The organism is Desulforapulum autotrophicum HRM2, from assembly GCF_000020365.1.
In the GTDB taxonomy this organism is placed as follows: Bacteria; Desulfobacterota; Desulfobacteria; order Desulfobacterales; family Desulfobacteraceae; genus Desulforapulum; species Desulforapulum autotrophicum.
The window spans coordinates 4557168-4573274 of the sequence record NC_012108.1 but is presented as its reverse complement, the minus strand read 5'-3'; the positions used below and the strand labels follow the sequence as shown (position 1 = coordinate 4573274).

General features: G+C 50.6%; 11 protein-coding genes and 1 tRNA gene. 7 read left to right on the top strand and 5 right to left on the bottom strand.

Going from position 1 to position 16107, the window contains the following annotated elements:
• Positions 1–6: 6 nt before the first annotated feature.
• From HRM2_RS20030 to hcp, 3 genes are all read right to left on the bottom strand, one after another.
• Positions 7–774 carry an ATP-binding protein gene (locus tag HRM2_RS20030; RefSeq protein ID WP_015905852.1) on the bottom strand — a complete coding sequence of 256 codons (768 nt, stop codon included), beginning with the start codon at positions 772–774 and terminating at the stop codon, positions 7–9.
• A gap of 103 nt (positions 775–877) precedes the next feature.
• Positions 878–1615, bottom strand: coding sequence for an HD domain-containing protein (locus tag HRM2_RS20025; protein ID WP_015905851.1), 738 nt, complete (start codon positions 1613–1615; stop codon positions 878–880).
• A 76-nt stretch (positions 1616–1691) separates the two neighbouring features.
• Entirely contained in the window at positions 1692–3335 is a 1644-nt protein-coding gene (gene hcp / locus HRM2_RS20020) for a hydroxylamine reductase (protein WP_015905850.1), read from the bottom strand.
• A 247-nt stretch (positions 3336–3582) separates the two neighbouring features.
• Here hcp and HRM2_RS20015 point away from each other — a divergent pair, with 247 nt between their 5' ends.
• The 5 genes from HRM2_RS20015 (at position 3583) to HRM2_RS19995 (ending at position 13005) form a co-directional block, all read left to right on the top strand.
• Positions 3583–4413 carry an undecaprenyl-diphosphate phosphatase gene (locus HRM2_RS20015; RefSeq protein WP_015905849.1) on the top strand — a complete coding sequence of 277 codons (831 nt, stop codon included), beginning with the start codon at positions 3583–3585 and terminating at the stop codon, positions 4411–4413.
• A 48-nt stretch (positions 4414–4461) separates the two neighbouring features.
• Entirely contained in the window at positions 4462–5817 is a 1356-nt protein-coding gene (locus HRM2_RS20010) for a phosphomannomutase/phosphoglucomutase (protein ID WP_015905848.1), read from the top strand.
• A gap of 22 nt (positions 5818–5839) precedes the next feature.
• The gene (locus tag HRM2_RS20005) at positions 5840–7699 is read left to right on the top strand and encodes an ATP-dependent helicase (RefSeq protein WP_015905847.1); all 1860 of its coding nucleotides are present in this window, start codon (positions 5840–5842) and stop codon (positions 7697–7699) included.
• Positions 7700–7766: 67 nt separating this feature from the next.
• On the top strand, positions 7767–11573 hold the full coding sequence (locus HRM2_RS20000) for a transporter substrate-binding domain-containing diguanylate cyclase (RefSeq protein ID WP_015905846.1): 3807 nt from the start codon (positions 7767–7769) through the stop codon (positions 11571–11573).
• A gap of 31 nt (positions 11574–11604) precedes the next feature.
• Positions 11605–13005 carry an HD-GYP domain-containing protein gene (locus tag HRM2_RS19995; protein ID WP_187149289.1) on the top strand — a complete coding sequence of 467 codons (1401 nt, stop codon included), beginning with the start codon at positions 11605–11607 and terminating at the stop codon, positions 13003–13005.
• Positions 13006–13179: 174 nt separating this feature from the next.
• On the opposite strand, the gene HRM2_RS19990 is transcribed toward HRM2_RS19995, so the two are convergent.
• Both HRM2_RS19990 and HRM2_RS19985 read right to left on the bottom strand, forming a co-directional pair.
• Positions 13180–13254, bottom strand: a tRNA-Val gene (locus HRM2_RS19990).
• Positions 13255–13377: 123 nt separating this feature from the next.
• On the bottom strand, positions 13378–14394 hold the full coding sequence (locus HRM2_RS19985; RefSeq protein ID WP_015905844.1) for a hypothetical protein: 1017 nt from the start codon (positions 14392–14394) through the stop codon (positions 13378–13380).
• A gap of 170 nt (positions 14395–14564) precedes the next feature.
• Here HRM2_RS19985 and HRM2_RS19980 point away from each other — a divergent pair, with 170 nt between their 5' ends.
• Together HRM2_RS19980 and HRM2_RS19975 are read left to right on the top strand one after the other, a co-directional pair.
• Entirely contained in the window at positions 14565–15002 is a 438-nt protein-coding gene (locus HRM2_RS19980) for an alanyl-tRNA editing protein (protein WP_015905843.1), read from the top strand.
• Positions 15003–15179: 177 nt separating this feature from the next.
• Positions 15180–16028 (top strand): PA4780 family RIO1-like protein kinase, encoded by an 849-nt coding sequence (locus tag HRM2_RS19975; RefSeq protein WP_015905842.1) that lies wholly within the window; start codon positions 15180–15182, stop codon positions 16026–16028.
• Positions 16029–16107 lie beyond the last annotated feature (79 nt).

Below are 16107 nucleotides of genomic sequence, written 5' to 3'. Positions count from 1 at the left end.
CCGGGATCAAACGATGGTTCCGGCGTTGATCTTGTTGGGCTTAACTATTTCGCCCCTGGCGCTGATTACCGTTTTTGTCATTGGAATTTTTTTGTCTGCAAGGGCCATGGCCCGTTCCAATATGCCCGGAAGCCCGGAGCAGCAGGGCACCTCCATGATAAGGACAGTGATGCTTTTGATGGTGTTTCCGGCAAAAATCTGGGTGAATTTTTCCACATAGGCGTCTTTGTCGTCAAACTTGGGGCATCCCATCATCACGACTTTGTCTTTCAGGAAATCCTGGTGGAAAGAGCCGTAGGCAATGGGCACGCAGTCGGCTGTGACGAGCAGGTCTGCATCCTTGAGAAAGGGTGCCGTGGGCGGAACCAGTCGGATTTGAACGGGCCAGTGTCCCAGGGCAGAGGCGGACTCACCCATTATCACCGGTTTATTGGCCGTCTGGCAGGCACTCTCGTCCAGTGTTGAAAAGGTGTGCAGGGTCTCTGACGGGCAGCCGCACCCTGACGATGCAGGTGCGCTGTTTTTGTCTTTGGATTTTAAAAAGGCCTCCACAGCCTCTTCATCAAAGGCATCTGCCTCCCTTTCCACAAGCGTTAAGGCACCCTGGGGGCATTCGCCCATACAGGCCCCAAGGCCATCGCAGTACTGATCCTTTACCACCTTTGCCTTTCCATCAATGATTTCAATGGCACCTTCGGCACAGGAGGGAACGCAGTTTCCGCATCCGTCACATTTTTCTTCGTCTATCTCTATTATTTTCCGCATGATTTTCATGGTATATCCTCCTGGGTTCAGGTATTCACACCGGTTTTGATCCCGGGTTGTATGTCTGGTGCTGCTGTTCTTTGCTCTGTTCTTCTGTCGGCGGTTTTTCGGCTTATACCTCCGGGGTCAGGAGAACCTTGGCTGCTTGTTCCCTGCCGCTCTGGGTTAGAAAAGACTTGTTAATGATGGCTTCAAGCCTTGCCCTTTCCAGGGGGGTCTTTTTTTGTGCCTCCTCAAGGTTTGTGATGAGGTCGGCATCGTAAAGCACCTTAAAGTTGAGTGTCTCTTCGTCCCTCGGGTGGTGATGGTGGCCGACAATGTCGCATACCTCTTCGATGAGATCCGCCTTGGCCTTGAGGTGTTCAAGGATTTGTCGTGCAACGGGCGGGCCTTCAATCTCCTGATATTCAGGTGCGTTTGAGTTATATTTTTCCTCGGCTTTTTTAATACCGATGTCGTGGAGATAGGCGGCACACAGGATGATGGCCAGATTTCCAAGCTCGGCCTTACCAATGGCTTCGGCATAGCGTGCCACCCTTGTGGCGTGGCCGATTCGCTTAAAATCCGTGTGAAAATAACGCTTCATCTCCACGGCCACCCTGTCCTTTAGAAGATCGTCCCTGTTGGCCAGGAACTCTTTGGGAAGGGTACCGAGGCATTGTTCTGCATATTGGCAATAGGAGGCGCAACCAAAATCCAGTTTCGGGTTTACCATCCGCTTGCCGCATCCCTTGCATACCCGGGATGTGTCATCCTTGAAAAATTCAATAATGGTGCCGCATTCAGGGCAAGGTGTTTCGAAAATGGCTTCCTTATTCCAGTACTGGGTATCTTGACCCGGGCATTTCATGGAGGGCCTCCTTTGTGGGTTGATGGGGTCAGGCCTGTTTAAGTATAAGGACCTGACCCCGAATGTCATTCTATCGTTAATTTCCCTGCATCATGGCTGCAATATCACCCTCGGCATCGCCAATGGGCTTGATGTTAAAATTTTCCACCAGCACCTTGAGTACCGCAGGAGAAATAAAGGCAGGAAGGGTTGGTCCAAGTCGTATGCCTTTCACGTTCAGGTGAAGAAGGGCCAGAAGAACCGCAACCGCCTTTTGCTCGTACCAGCCAATGTCATAGCTGATGGGAAGCTCGTTGATATCATCAAGGCCAAATACCTCCTTGAGTTTCAGGGCAATGACGGCAAGGGAGTAGGAGTCGTTGCACTGTCCCGCATCAAGCACCCTTGGAATTCCGCCGATATCGCCGAGGTTTAGTTTGTTGTACCGGTATTTTGCACAGCCTGCCGTGAGGATAATGGTATCCTTGGGAAGCTTTTCGGCAACCTCGGTAAAGTAGGCCCGGTCCTTTTGCCTGCCGTCACAACCGGCCATGACAATGAAGCGCTTGATGGCGCCGGATTTTACCGCTGCAACCACCTTGTCGGCCAGGGCCAGCACCTGGTTGTGGGCAAATCCACCGACAATGGTGCCTGTCTCGATCTCCCGGGGGGCAGGGCAGGTCTTTGCAAGGGCGATAATTTTTGAAAAATCTTTTGCTCCGCCCGGCTTACGATCGGCAACTTTTTCAAGACCGGGATATCCGACCACGCCTGTAGTGAATATTCTGTCCCCATAGGTGTTACTCTTTTTGATGGGAATGATGCAGTTGGTCGTCATGAGAATGGGGCCGTTAAACGACTCAAATTCCTCATTTTGTTTCCACCAGGAGCTGCCGTAGTTGCCCTTGAGGTGGTCGTATTTCTTGAATTCAGGATAGTAGTTGGCCGGCAGCATCTCTCCGTGGGTATAAACATCAACCCCTGTTCCCTGGGTCTGCTTCAACAGTTCGTCCATATCCTTCAAGTCATGGCCTGAAATCAGGATGCCGGGGCGGTCACCCACACCGATGTTGACCTCGCTGATCTCGGGATTGCCATAGGTTGAAGTGTTGGCCTCGTCCAGGAGCGCCATGGTGACCACTGAGATCTCACCGGCCTTGAGTACCAGACCCACCATCTCATCCACACTCAGATCCCGGGTGGTTGAGTCAAGGGCTTCAAGGATAAAGGTGTAGATCTCATCTTTTTCCTTGCCCAGAATCGCTGCATGCTCGGCGTAGGCCGCTATGCCCTTGAGGCCGATGATCAGAAGCTCCCTCAGGGAGCGGACATCCTCGTTTTTTGTGGCAAGAACCCCAACGGTTTTTGCCTTGTCCTGGAATTCGTCCACATTGGTGGACATCCAGGTGGCTGAGTCGTGGAGCGCTCCGGTGATTTTGCCCTTGATTTTGTCTGCAATATTTTTTTTAAGGGCAACGGCCTGATTTACCCAGTCAACAAGGCTTGCATCGTCAAAGTTGGCATTGGTGATGGTGGTAAACAGCGCCTTTGAAGCAAACCTTGCGGCCTCTGTGGTCATGTCCACCCCAGCTGCTTTTCCCTTAAGGGTAAGAACGGCGATGCCTTTGAGGTTAAAAATCAAAAGATCCTGAAGGTTTGCCGTCTCTTCTTTCTTGCCGCACATCCCGCTGATGGTACATCCCTTGTTTTTTGCCGTCTCCTGGCATTGAAAACAGAACATGGTCGTCCTCCTTGAATGGTTGTTTGTGTGGGAACTCTTTAACCGTGAAATAGATATTATCTGATTAAGTTAAGGATTTCCTTGATCTATATCAAGTAAATAGAAAATTATTCAAACCAATCAAATCTTGATATTTTTTGCCATAGACGATATTTACCTAGGTTGCGGCAGAGAATGGTGCTGTTTTTTGTGCCGAATTTTGAACAGGGTTGGATAAATCTTACAGGAAGGGTGTGGTGGAGTGGATATGGAATTATATCAGGGTGTTGTGCTTGGCGTTCTACAGGGGCTTACAGAATTTTTACCGGTTAGTTCATCGGGCCATCTTGTACTGGGCCAGAATTTTTTTGGCATTACAGAACCTGCCCTTTCGTTTGACATCAGTGTTCACCTGGGAACCCTTTTTGCCGTTGCCCTTGTCTTTTTTAAAGAGATCAAGGCCATGGTCGTCAGCCTTGGACGGCTGGTGCAGAACCTGGGTTCACTGAAGAATTTCAAGCAGGTTGTCAAGGCAGATGGAGATGTCCGGCTTGCGGCCCTCATCATTGTGGGATCCATTCCAACGGCAGTTATCGGGCTGATTCTGAAAAATTATGTCCATGCTCTATTTTCTTCTCTGGTGATTGTGGGCAGCATGCTCATGGTCACGGGAACCTTTCTCTGGTTGACCAGACATTCAACACCCGGGGGGAAAAAGGTCGAACAGATTGGGTTTGGAACGGCCCTCTTTATCGGAGTCTGCCAGGGGGTTGCCGTGATTCCGGGGATTTCCAGATCAGGTGCCACGATTGCAGCAGGTCTTTTTTCCGGGGTGGAGCGGGAAACAGCGGCAAGGTATTCGTTTCTGCTGTCCATGCCCGCCATTGCCGGTGCAGAGATATTGAGTCTCAAAGAGTCTTTTGCCACTGGTGCAGGTTTTGACACAGTGACCCTTTTAAGCACCCTGACCGCTTTTATCGTCGGCACACTGGCCCTGGTGGCGCTGTTGAAAATTGTCAAAAAAGGGAGATTCTATCTTTTTGCCCCCTATTGCTGGGTCGTTGGATTGATTTCAATTATAGCAGGATTTGTCGCCTAGGGGCATATCGTGAATGATATCTGAATTATTGTTTAAAAAGGAGGAAATATGAATCCGGGAATTTTCAGGGAGTACGATATCCGGGGAATTGCAGGCAAGGAGTTTGTGGATGAAGATGTGGTCAAAATTGGTCGGGCCTATGGCACCCTCCTTGACCGGGACAACAATCGACGGGTGGTTGTGGGCCGGGATTGCAGATTAACTTCCGATCATTATTCCGTCCTCTTTATCGAGGGTATCCTTTCAACCGGATGTGATGTCATTGATATTGGTGTCTGTCCCACGCCCGTGCTCTACTTTGCCATCCACCACCTCAACGCCCAGGGTGGTGCCATGGTGACTGCCAGCCACAACCCGCCCGAGTATAACGGATTCAAGCTCATGAACGGGCCTGACAGTATCCACAGCCAGGGACTCCAGGAGGTGAGACGGATCATCGACTCGGGCGTATATGTACAGGGACGGGGAACCATTGAAATCAGCGATGCCCTCACCCCCTACATGGCCTATATTCAGGAGAATGTCTGCCTGAAACGACCCCTTCGCATCGGCGTTGATGCGGGCAATGGCACGGGCGGCGTCACGGCCCTGCCGGTCCTCAAAGGTCTGGGATGTGAGGTCCATGACCTTTACTGCGACATGGACGGCACTTTTCCCAACCACGGTTCAGATCCCACGGTCAAGGCCAACATGGTTGAACTCATTGACCTTGTCAAAGCAAAAAAACTGGATCTGGGCGTCGGGTATGACGGGGATGCCGACCGCATCGGCGTAGTCGACGAGCACGGGAACATCATCTACGGGGATCAGCTCATGGTAATCTTTGCCAGGGAGATTCTCAAGCGCAAACCCGGGGCTACCTTTATTTCTGAGGTCAAGTGCTCCATGGTCATGTACAATGACATTGAACAACACGGGGGCCGGGCCATCATGTGGAAGACGGGCCATTCCCTGATCAAGAAGAAGATGAAAGAGGCGAATGCCGAACTTGCAGGTGAGATGAGCGGCCACATGTTCTTTAAGGATCGGTATTTCGGTTTTGACGACGCCCTCTACGCCACTTGCAGGCTTCTTGAGATTGTTGCTGATACGGGCAGGACCGTATCCCAGCTGATTGAAGATCTTCCCGTCACCTTTACCACCCCTGAGATTCGGGTTGAATGTGACGATTCCAGAAAATTTGACGTAGTTGCCGCCATTACAGAGCAGTTTAAAAAGACCCACGAGGTCATTGACATTGATGGCATGCGGGCGCTCTTTGGCGACGGCTGGGGGCTTGTGCGGGCCTCCAACACCCAGCCTGCCCTGGTGTTGCGGTTTGAGGCATTAACACAACAAAGGCTTGTTGAGATCAGATCCATGGTTGAGACGGCCCTTGAAAAGATCATTTCCAAGACACCCTAAGGGAGTTAAGTAGTAAAAACCAATGGAATTATCCGAACAGCAGCAGACGGCAGTCCTTCACACGGGGTCACCCGCCCTTGTGGTTGCAGGGGCAGGATCCGGCAAGACCCGGACCCTGACGGCAAAGATCATGCACCTCATCGGCCAGGGGTTTGATCCCACAAGAATCCTTGCCATCACCTTTACCAATAAGGCGGCCCAGGAGATGAAGAGTCGCCTTTATAAACTGTCCGGCCTTGGGTATGCCAAGTTTCCCTGGGTCAGGACCTACCATTCGGCCTGTCTTGTTATTTTCAAGACCCATAGCCATGAGATCGGTTACTCATCTCCCATCCAGATCTGCTCGATTTACCAGCAGAAAAAGATCGTGACGGAGATCCTTGTGAACAACAACCTTGAAAAAAAGCATGCCGGCAATCTCATCTCCATCATCTCAAGGGCAAAGAATTCGGCCAATCCAGACCGTTATTTTGACGAGCACCCGAGGATGGGCATAATCCGGGTGGTTGATCTTTACAAGGCGTATGAACAAAGATTGTTTGAGGCCAACCTGGTTGACTTTGACAACATCCTGCTGAAAACCCGGGACATTCTCAGGGATTTTCCCGAAATTCAGCAGCGGTACAAGCAACAGTTCACCCACATCCTTGTGGACGAATACCAGGATACCAACAATCTCCAGGACGAACTTACCAGGCTTTTGCTGGGTGATCACGGTAATCTTTTCTGCGTGGGGGATGACTGGCAGGCCGTGTATGGGTTCAGGGGCAGCAATGTTAACCATTTTCTTCAGTTTTCCAACCGGTATGACAATGCCAGGATTTTTCGCCTTGAGGAGAATTACCGGTCGGCCGATGAAATTGTCCAGGCGGCCAACGGGCTCATTGATTTTAATGCCGACAAGATGGACAAAAAGTGTTTCTCCCAGAAAAAGGGAGGGGTGGTCGAAATCCACGAGTTTTTTTCCGAAGGTGAAGAGGCCGAATGGGTTGCAAAGCGCCTCAAGGCCTTGAACTGCAAGGGTGAAGGCATTGATTTTGACAAGATTGCCGTGGTCTACCGCACCAAGTTCTGTTCCCTTGCCTTTGAAAAGATATTCAGGATGTTTAAAATTCCCTACCGCCTCATGGGTGCCCAGGGTTTTTTTGAACGGATGGAAATTCTGGACATCAATTCCTATCTGAGCGCGGCCCAGTTTCCCAACGACGACGTCTCGTTTGAGCGGATCATCAATACCCCTAAAAGGGGGATCGGGCCAGCCATGGTCAAGAAGATCGGCACCATGAAAGAAGAGGGGATGAGTCTGTCCGGTGCTGCCAGAAAAATGGTCCAGGAGCGGGTGCTGACCCCCAAGATCCATGGTGAGCTCTCAAAGCTCCTTGAGCTGCTGGATTCCCTCTGGGACCTGCCGCCCAACCAGGCCATGGAGCGGGTGCTGGATGGGACAGCTTACTTTGATTACCTGAAGAAAAAGGTCAAGACCGAGGCTGAATTTATCTCTAAAAAGGAGAACATCGAACAGCTGGTCTACACGGCACGGGAGAAATCCACCATCCTTGAGTATCTGGAAGAGGCGGCCCTGATTCGGGAGGACACCAAGGACGAGGATGACGACGGGGAAGGGGTGGCCCTCTTGACCATCCACTCGGCCAAGGGACTTGAATTTGACACGGTGTTCGTGGTCGGGTGTGAGGAAAAGCTTTTCCCCCACTGGCGATCCATTGATGCCGGAGAGCAGGCCATCCAGGAAGAAAGACGACTCATGTATGTTGCCATGACAAGGGCCGAACGCTTTCTCTATCTTTCCCATGCCAATTATCGAAAAGGTCAGTTTGCCATGCGGTCAAGGTTCATCGATCAGATTGAGGAATGTATGGCGTGAGTGTAAGGTAAAGCCTTGGTCCGTCACGATTTAGCAACTGTAAAATATGTGAAGTAAGGATACCATCATGGGACAGTCTGGTTTTTGTATACGAGGGATGGCGTTGATAACGGCCATGGTCCTTGTGTTTGTCCTGGGTGTTCAAAGGGGTGGGTGCGCCACACACGATCTTGAGACGGTGATCCTGCAGCTTGACTGGAAGCACAATGCCGAGTTTGTCGGGTTTTATGCCGCAAAAGACCAGGGGTTTTACCGGGAAGTGGGGCTTGATGTCCGATTTGTCGAACCAGGACCCCATACCGATCCTGTCCGGGAAGTAGTGGCCGGACGGGCCGATTATGGCCTTGGGCAGTCTGATCTTGTACTTGGGGCCATGAAGGGGCGACCCATTGTTCTGCTGTCTAACTTTTTAAAGCGATCGTCGGTTTTTGTGGTGGCAAGGCCGGAGATTGAGCAGGTGTCAGACCTTGCCGGAAAGGCCGTCATGGGCGATCCAGCCATGGGTAAGGTTGCCGAGCTTGCCCATATGTTCAAGGCAGGCAAGTTGGATCCTGGGACCTTAAATTGGGTCCCCTCCACCTTTGATGTCGATGGTTTTGCCCGGGGAAAGGCCGACGCCATGGTGCTCCATGTAACGGACCGGCCCTTTGTGGGTACCCCCGGCAGGAGGTATTCGGTCTTTACCCCGTCGGATTTCGGGGCCGATTTCCTTGGCCAGAGCCTTTTCACCTCAAAGGAGTCCCTTGCAGACCATTCAGACCGGGCAAGGCGTTTTGTCGAGGCCAGTTGCCGGGGATGGGCCTTTGCCATGGACCAGGATGAGGCTGTGACGGCAGCCCTTGTTGCAGCCCATGTTCCAAAGAAGAGCCTTGAGACCCTGATTCTTGGCGTTCGGGCCGTTAAAAAACGGGTCCTTCCTGCCACCTATGACCTGGGGACCATGGATCGTTCAAGCCTCCAGCGAATCGCCGACACCTTTGTTTCCCTTGGCATGGCTGATTCAGACTATGACCTGAGTGGTTTTATCTTTGACCCCTCCGGAGGGATGACCCCCCTGACACAGGTATCCCTGACCGGGTTGGAAAGAAGATTCCTGGCCGATCACCCCGTTGTAACCGTGGCATTTGAGGATAATTCCAAACCCTTTTCCTTTGTTGCCGACCAGGGCCACCAAGGGTTTGCCCATGACTATTACGGGCTTCTGGCCAAAAAAACCGGGCTTCAATTTTCGTCGGAATTCGGCTCCTGGACAGCCAACCTGGATCGGTTTAAGGCCGGGAAGGTGGACCTTATCGATGGGATCTCGTTTGACCGTGACCGCCAATCGTTTACCCTGTTTTCCCCACCGTACTACACCATTCCCCTGACCCTGTTTACCCGGAATGAATTTGGTTTTTATTTCAACATCTCCCAGCTTTTTGGACGACGCGTGGGCATTGTCCGGGATGTTTACTTCAAGGAGGCCCTTGCCGGTTATCCTGAAATTAATATTGTTGCCCTTGCCGATACCCAGGCCCTGATGCAGGGACTTTCAGAAGGCCTTGTGGATGCCGTTATCATCAACCTGGGCGATGGTCTGAGTACCATCAGGAAACTGAACCTCACCAATGTACGTTCTGCCGGAGCCATCGCCCTTGAAGGGAAAACAAAGGAGGACCTCAGGATCGGGGTCAGGGTGAACCTGCCCGTTCTTCTGACCATCGTTAAAAAGGGAATGGCTGCCGTTACCGCATCTGAGCTTGCATCCCTGAGGGACAAGTGGCTGCTGCCGGCGCCGGGGAGTACGGGGTTGAGAATTCATCTGACGGACAGTGAAAAGGATTTCCTGGTAAACCACCAGGTAATCCGTGTGGGAAACGAGGAAAACTGGCCTCCGTTTGATCTCAATGTGGATGGTGAAGCCCGGGGGTTTGGTGTTGACCTGCTAAAGCTTGTGGCCGATCGTATCGGCATTCATCTGGAATTTGTCCCGGACCATACCTGGGATGAGACCGTGACCCTGTTCTACGACAAAAAGATTGATGTACTCCACAGTCTCACCCGGAACCAGGAGCGGGAAAAGCACGCCCTTTTTTCCCTGCCCTTTTATTCTTCACCCCATGTGCTGATGTGCCGGAAGGATGCCCCGCCCGTGACCGACATCAGGTCGCTTTACGGCAAGACCCTTGCCATGCCCGAAAAATGGGCCGTGGTCGATTATCTGCGACTGCACCACCCGGAAATCAAACTCATATACACAGCCGACACCATGGAAGCCCTGTCCGAGGTGTCCCAGGGAAGGGCTTTTGGCACCATTGAACAAGAGGCTGTTCTCCATTATTTCATGAAAAAGTATGGGTTCTCTTCGCTTAAAAAGGCCTTCACCTTTGATGAATTTGACAATCTTGGCAACGCCTCCATGTACATTGCCGTTCGAAACGACTGGCCCCAGCTCATGGATCTTATGGACAAGGCGTTGAAAACGGTTTCTCCAGGGGAGATGGCAGGCCTTGAGGTCAAGTGGTTTGGCCAGGCAAAACAGAACCACTGGAACAGAGGCGGCACCCTTGAACTTTCGGGAGGGGAAGAGGCCTTTTTGAAAAATCTAAAAAAGATACGATTCTCCATTCATTCGGACGCCATGCCCTTTGAGGGGGATGAGGGCGGTGCACCGGCCGGAATGGTGGCCGACTTCATTCCACTCTTTGAAAAAAAACTGGGCGTTCCCTTTCAATACGTTCCGACAGCCGCCAATGCTTCAGCGGTTGATACCCTGAAGTCCGGCCGATGCGACCTTTTGCCCATGGTGGCCGTTTCCCATCTTGTGGACGAAAACCTGGGTCTTACCGAACCCTATCTTTCCCTTTCCGTGGGAATCATTGTGAATGAGTCATTCCCCTTTATTAAGGGTTTGGGAGACCTGGCCGGCAAGGATGTGGGAATCGTACGGGACAGTGATCTTGGGCCGGCCCTTGTGGCAGGCTTTCCCCTGGTGGAGTTCAAGACCGTGGGGAGCGTGGGCCGGGGGTTGCTCGAAGTCTCATCGGGAAAATTGTCCGCCCTTGTGGTCGATCTTCCGGTTGCCTCCAACTATATCGAAAAACTGGGCCTTTCCAATCTCAAGGTGGTCGGTCACCTGGATCGGTTAAAATCCATCGGTATGGCAACCCAGCAAAAGTCAGTGGAACTCAATCGCATCATGAGAAAGCTTGTGGATTCCCTGACCAGGGAAGAGGTGGACGGGATTTATCAGAAATGGGTCACCCTCCGATTTGAGCACAGGTTTAACTACAAAAACATGTGGCGGTACCTGTTTATTACTGCCCTGCTTTTTTCTGGTATTCTTTTCTGGAATCGTAAACTCTCAGCCTTTAACCGGCAGATGGCTGAGGCCAATGCAAAGCTTGAACAGCTTTCTGTCACGGACCGGCTTACAGGACTCTACAACCGCATGAAGATTGATGACACCCTGCTTGAAGAAATCGGGCGGGTGTTAAGATACAACTATCCCCTTTCCTTGATTTTAATGGATATAGACCTTTTTAAACAGGTCAATGACACCCATGGGCACCAGGCAGGGGATGCGGTTCTGATTCAAATGGCAAAAACCATGGATAAAAATATCCGATCTACCGACATCTGTGGCAGGTGGGGTGGAGAGGAGTTTATGGTCATCTGTCCCCATACGGATCTCAAGGGCGCCCTCAGCCTGGCGGAACATCTCAGAGAATCCATTGCTCGACAGATCTTTCCCCATGTGATAACCCAGACAGGAAGCTTTGGCGTGGCCCAGTACGGGAACGGCGATTCAGAGGCCGATCTCATTGCCCGGGCTGACCGGGCCATGTACCTTGCAAAGGAGGGGGGCAGAAACCGGGTGGAATCGGTTTTGTGATTCCTGTTTCTAACATCTTATGAATAAAAAATTGACTAAACAGAAGAGTGACGGGTTTTTATATTTTCCCCTTGGAAAACTTGCCAAAGATGAAACGATCTTCAAAGATGCAGATAAACGCAGCTTTCGAGATGCATATAAATTTATTTTAAAGCCGATTCTTGGTAAACAGCTTGCCGTCAACACCTACTATAAAAACGACTTGATTGCCGCAGCTAATACCCGGATTACAATGGATCTGCTTCGTATCTTTGACGAGCTTAAAATTAATTTCAAGGTTAATCGGGTAGAAATCACTGAAGAAGAACGAAACAATGCCCTTGATTCTGCAATGGCACAGATCATGAAAATCAAGCATGATTTTTTTAACGCCATGGACAAAAAAGAGATCCCGGCCATGCAAAAAACACTCAAGGGCTTTCTTCGCGAAACCCTGGCCTCGTGTAAAATGGACCGTTTCCACGCCCACGATGAATTAGTGGCAGGATACCTGGCGTTTGCCAATAGCGCCATTACATCCCAGGACCAGTATCTGTGGACGGCCATGGCCCTGAAAAAGATAATTGACAACGAGAAACGGATTTTGGGCCTGGGAAAATCGGAAAATGGTGAAACCATCGAGCATGTCGTAAAAACCACATGGCTTTCGCTAATGCTTGCCAGGAAACTGGATGATTTTGATAATTCTGATTGTGAAACCCTGAGTATCATCTGCATGGGCCATGACGGGGGAAAGGTCCTTGTGCCCGAAGAAATACTGTACAAGAAGGGACGGCTGACCCAACTGGAAAACGATATCATGAAAAGCCATGTGCTGTTCTCCTATCTGTTTGCCTCCAACAATCAACAGGATCTCAATTTTGAATCTTTTGCCATGGCTCTGCACCATGTCAAGGAAAACAAATCTTTGGCCCAGAGCTATGGAATCATGAGTGACACCCATACCTCGTTTTACGAATATCTCACACCTGGGGCCCAGACAAAGCTCAATGAAATTTACCATTCAACCAAGAAATATTACCGTTTAATCAGCCTTGCAGACACCTTTGAGGCCATTGCATCCCCCCGGGTTTACAAAAAGGCATCTTCCATCGGGGCAACCCTGTCCATCATGATCAGCAGTCATCAAAAATACGGGTTGTTTTACCCCCCGTATTTAGAGGCGTTTGTGGGTTTCTGGATACAGGAGGTTCTTCCTAAAAATCTCAAGTTCAGAATCAATGACGAGATCCTGGATCTATATTGTAAAAAATTATCCTTAACGTTTGAGCAAAGAGAGCACTGCAAAGAGAATTGTCTGGGGGCAATTATCAACTCCTGCTCAACCTTGGGAACCGATATACATTGCGTTGTTTTTGATCCTGGAACCCGGAAGGTAGTGTTTGAGCTGTCATTTCCGCCAATGGTACTTTTAAAGGATTTCTATTTTTAATCCCTCAATCCTGATCCTTTAAAATGTTGATACAGGCGGTTTAAAATCTTTATCACCTGAAATTTGTTGAACAGAAAGGTCACAATCGGATTGTAGGGAGTCGGCTTGACTGCCGCAACCAAAACAGTTGTTCAAAAAAATAATGACAGGGGATACGCTGATTGTGAGATGGATTGGTGGGCGATACTGGGTTCGAACCAGTGACTTCTACCGTGTGAAGATAGCACTCTACCGCTGAGTTAATCGCCCGATGTTTTTGATCCTATCCGATTCAGGATATTGAATACTCTTTTAAGAGCTTTTCTCCAGAATGTCAATGACCATTTTAGATCTGGAACCATTTTTTTAAAATATTGAACAAGGGGGGCTCGTCTATAGATTCCATCCCCAGAATTTTAGAAAAGTGCTGAAATCCCGCATATCCGAGGCGTCTTTTTTCCAGGGTGTAAGGCTGGTATAAAACAAGATTGCATCATCCCTGTTTTTACCGAGTTTTTTATCTTCCCCGACGCGCCAGTCAAATGCCCACCAACCCATGAAAAGTCTTTCCCATATTTTTGTGCTTGATTTGACATACCCCTTTCTCGGGCCCGATGTCTCAAAAAAAGAGGTGAACCTCCCATCATCAAGGCATAATGTTTCAAGGGATTCCATGGGGGACAGGGCTGCGGTTGACCCATGGGGTGACCCAGGCGCTGCCATGTCATACAGCCGAACATCTTTTACCCTGTGGGTTCCATGCCGGAGTGTGATCACCAGCCTTGTTCGTTCATCGAAATGTTGTGGGTATTTGAGCATCCCTGGAAGGTCCTCTGAATAAACCTTTTGCCGACTTTTATTCCAGGGTTGGGGAAATGCATATTCCGGCATATATGACGTTGGGATAAAGGCAAGATAGCAGCCGCAGGTGTGAACCAGCGTATAGAGGATTGGCCGATCTTTGGCGTCAAGGGTTACGACCACAAACAATCCGACATTTTTACCGGCCACCAGATAAAAGGGGAACAGCTTTAACGGTACTTTTTCAAAATGAACCCTGAATATCAGGTTGCGGTAGGATGACCGGGGTGTTTGGAAATTTCTTGCCTCGTAATAGATCGTGGGGTGTCCAGGGTCAACACCGACCCTTTCGGTTAAATCTTCTGTCACCCAGGCCCTGGGCATCCCAATGAGATTGTAGGGCTCTTCGGGATGTTCAATGACAAAAACCGGAGAGCGTTTCGCCTGCAGTGTTCCATCGGCCTTTGCAGAGATGGTCAGGGTGTCGGTCCCAGGCCGTATCGTATTCCTGGCTGCACATGAGGCAAAAATCCCCAGTGACAGGACGATCAGCAGCAGGCACAGTTTTTTGAGACAGCAGACAAGCGTCAAACATCGGTGTTTTTTCATTTTATATCCTCATTTGCCATCAGGGAAAACATGTTATAAGAATAGGGGGCCTTCAGGGTGGTTAACAGTATCGGTTAAAGACCACTTTATAAAATTTGTGGTCCCAGGTGAAGGAAAGCCCTGACTATTGATCAATAACATATCAAACCTTAAACGAGAAGGAAGTAGTTTTGAAGAAATCCATTGATCCGGGAATGCACTCGGCAGAACATATTCTTAACGGTACCATGGACCAGTTGTTCAACTGCGGACGTTGTTTCAGCGCACACATCGAACGAAAGAAGTCCAAGTGCGACTATCACTTTACCAGAGCCCTCACCCCGGAGGAGTTGATCCAAATTGAGTCCCAGGTGAACCGGGTAATCCGTGCCAATATGAAAGTGACAGACACCTGTATCCCCATGGCTGAGGCAGACAAACGGTTCAACCTGAGTCGCCTTCCAGATGGCCGTTCCGACGAGATACGCATCGTAAGCATCGGTGATTATGATGCCTGTCCCTGCATCGGGACCCACGTGTCGGAAACGTCGGAACTTGGCACCTTTCGAATTACGACCTCGGATTTTAAGGACGGCGTACTCAGGATCCGTTTTAAACTGAACCGATAATTCTGCCAGGGCAATACCACAATGGCCGGAGGACTCCAGGGGATCCACCAGGAGGGGCATTGGGCTATAAAGTCAGAAAGTTAAAGATCCTATGAAGCGGGTCCATCCCCCCCGGTCCCGGGGGGCAGTTTGGTTTTTAGTATTCCATTTTGAGCCGTGATAAGGTATAACAGCCCTATGAAAATCCCGAAAAGAATTCAACCCCTTATTGATGAAGGTCTGGTGGATGAAGTCCTCCGCCAGTTGATGAGCGGCAAAGAAGCCGCTGTATATGTGGTACGTTGCGGTTCCGAGATCCGTTGTGCCAAGGTTTACAAGGAATCTGACCAGCGCAGCTTCAGGCAGGCCGTACAATACCAGGAGGGGCGTAAGGTGCGTAACACCCGCCGGGCCCGTGCCATGGAAAAACGATCCAAGTTCGGCCGTAACCAGCAGGAACAGGTGTGGCAGACTGCCGAAGTGGATGCCCTGTATCGACTCGCCAGTGTCAAGGTGCGGGTTCCCCAGCCCTATGGCTGCTTTGATGGCGTCCTGCTCATGGAACTCATCACCGACGACGAGGGCCAGGTTGCTCCCCGCCTGAGCGATGTTTCCATGTCCGTTGAAAAGGCGCTCCAGGACCATGCCGTTGTCATGGGATACGTGATGCAGATGCTCTCTGCCGGAATCGTTCACGGTGACTTGTCTGAATTTAATGTGCTGGTGGATGACTCCGGCCCGGTGATCATCGACCTTCCCCAGGCCGTTGATGCCACAGCCAACAACCACGCCCAGTGGATGCTGGAACGGGACGTCACCAATATCACCGACTATTACGCCCGGTTTGCCCCGGAACTTGCGGGCAAACCCTTTGCCAAGGAAATCTGGGCGCGCTACGAGGGTGGCGAATTAAATCCCGAAGTCCCGCTGACCGGTCAGTTCGAGGAAAGCAGCGAAACCGCCGATGTGGATGCCGTGCTCAAGGAGATCAAAGAGGCTTGGGAAGAAGAACAGGAACGCCTTCGCAGGGCCGAAGAGACGTATTAAAAGGCCGCGTCGTCAGGGGTTTGATACGGGTTTCCACCTGCCACCGATTGACAATCCTTAAAAATTCTGGCATACATCC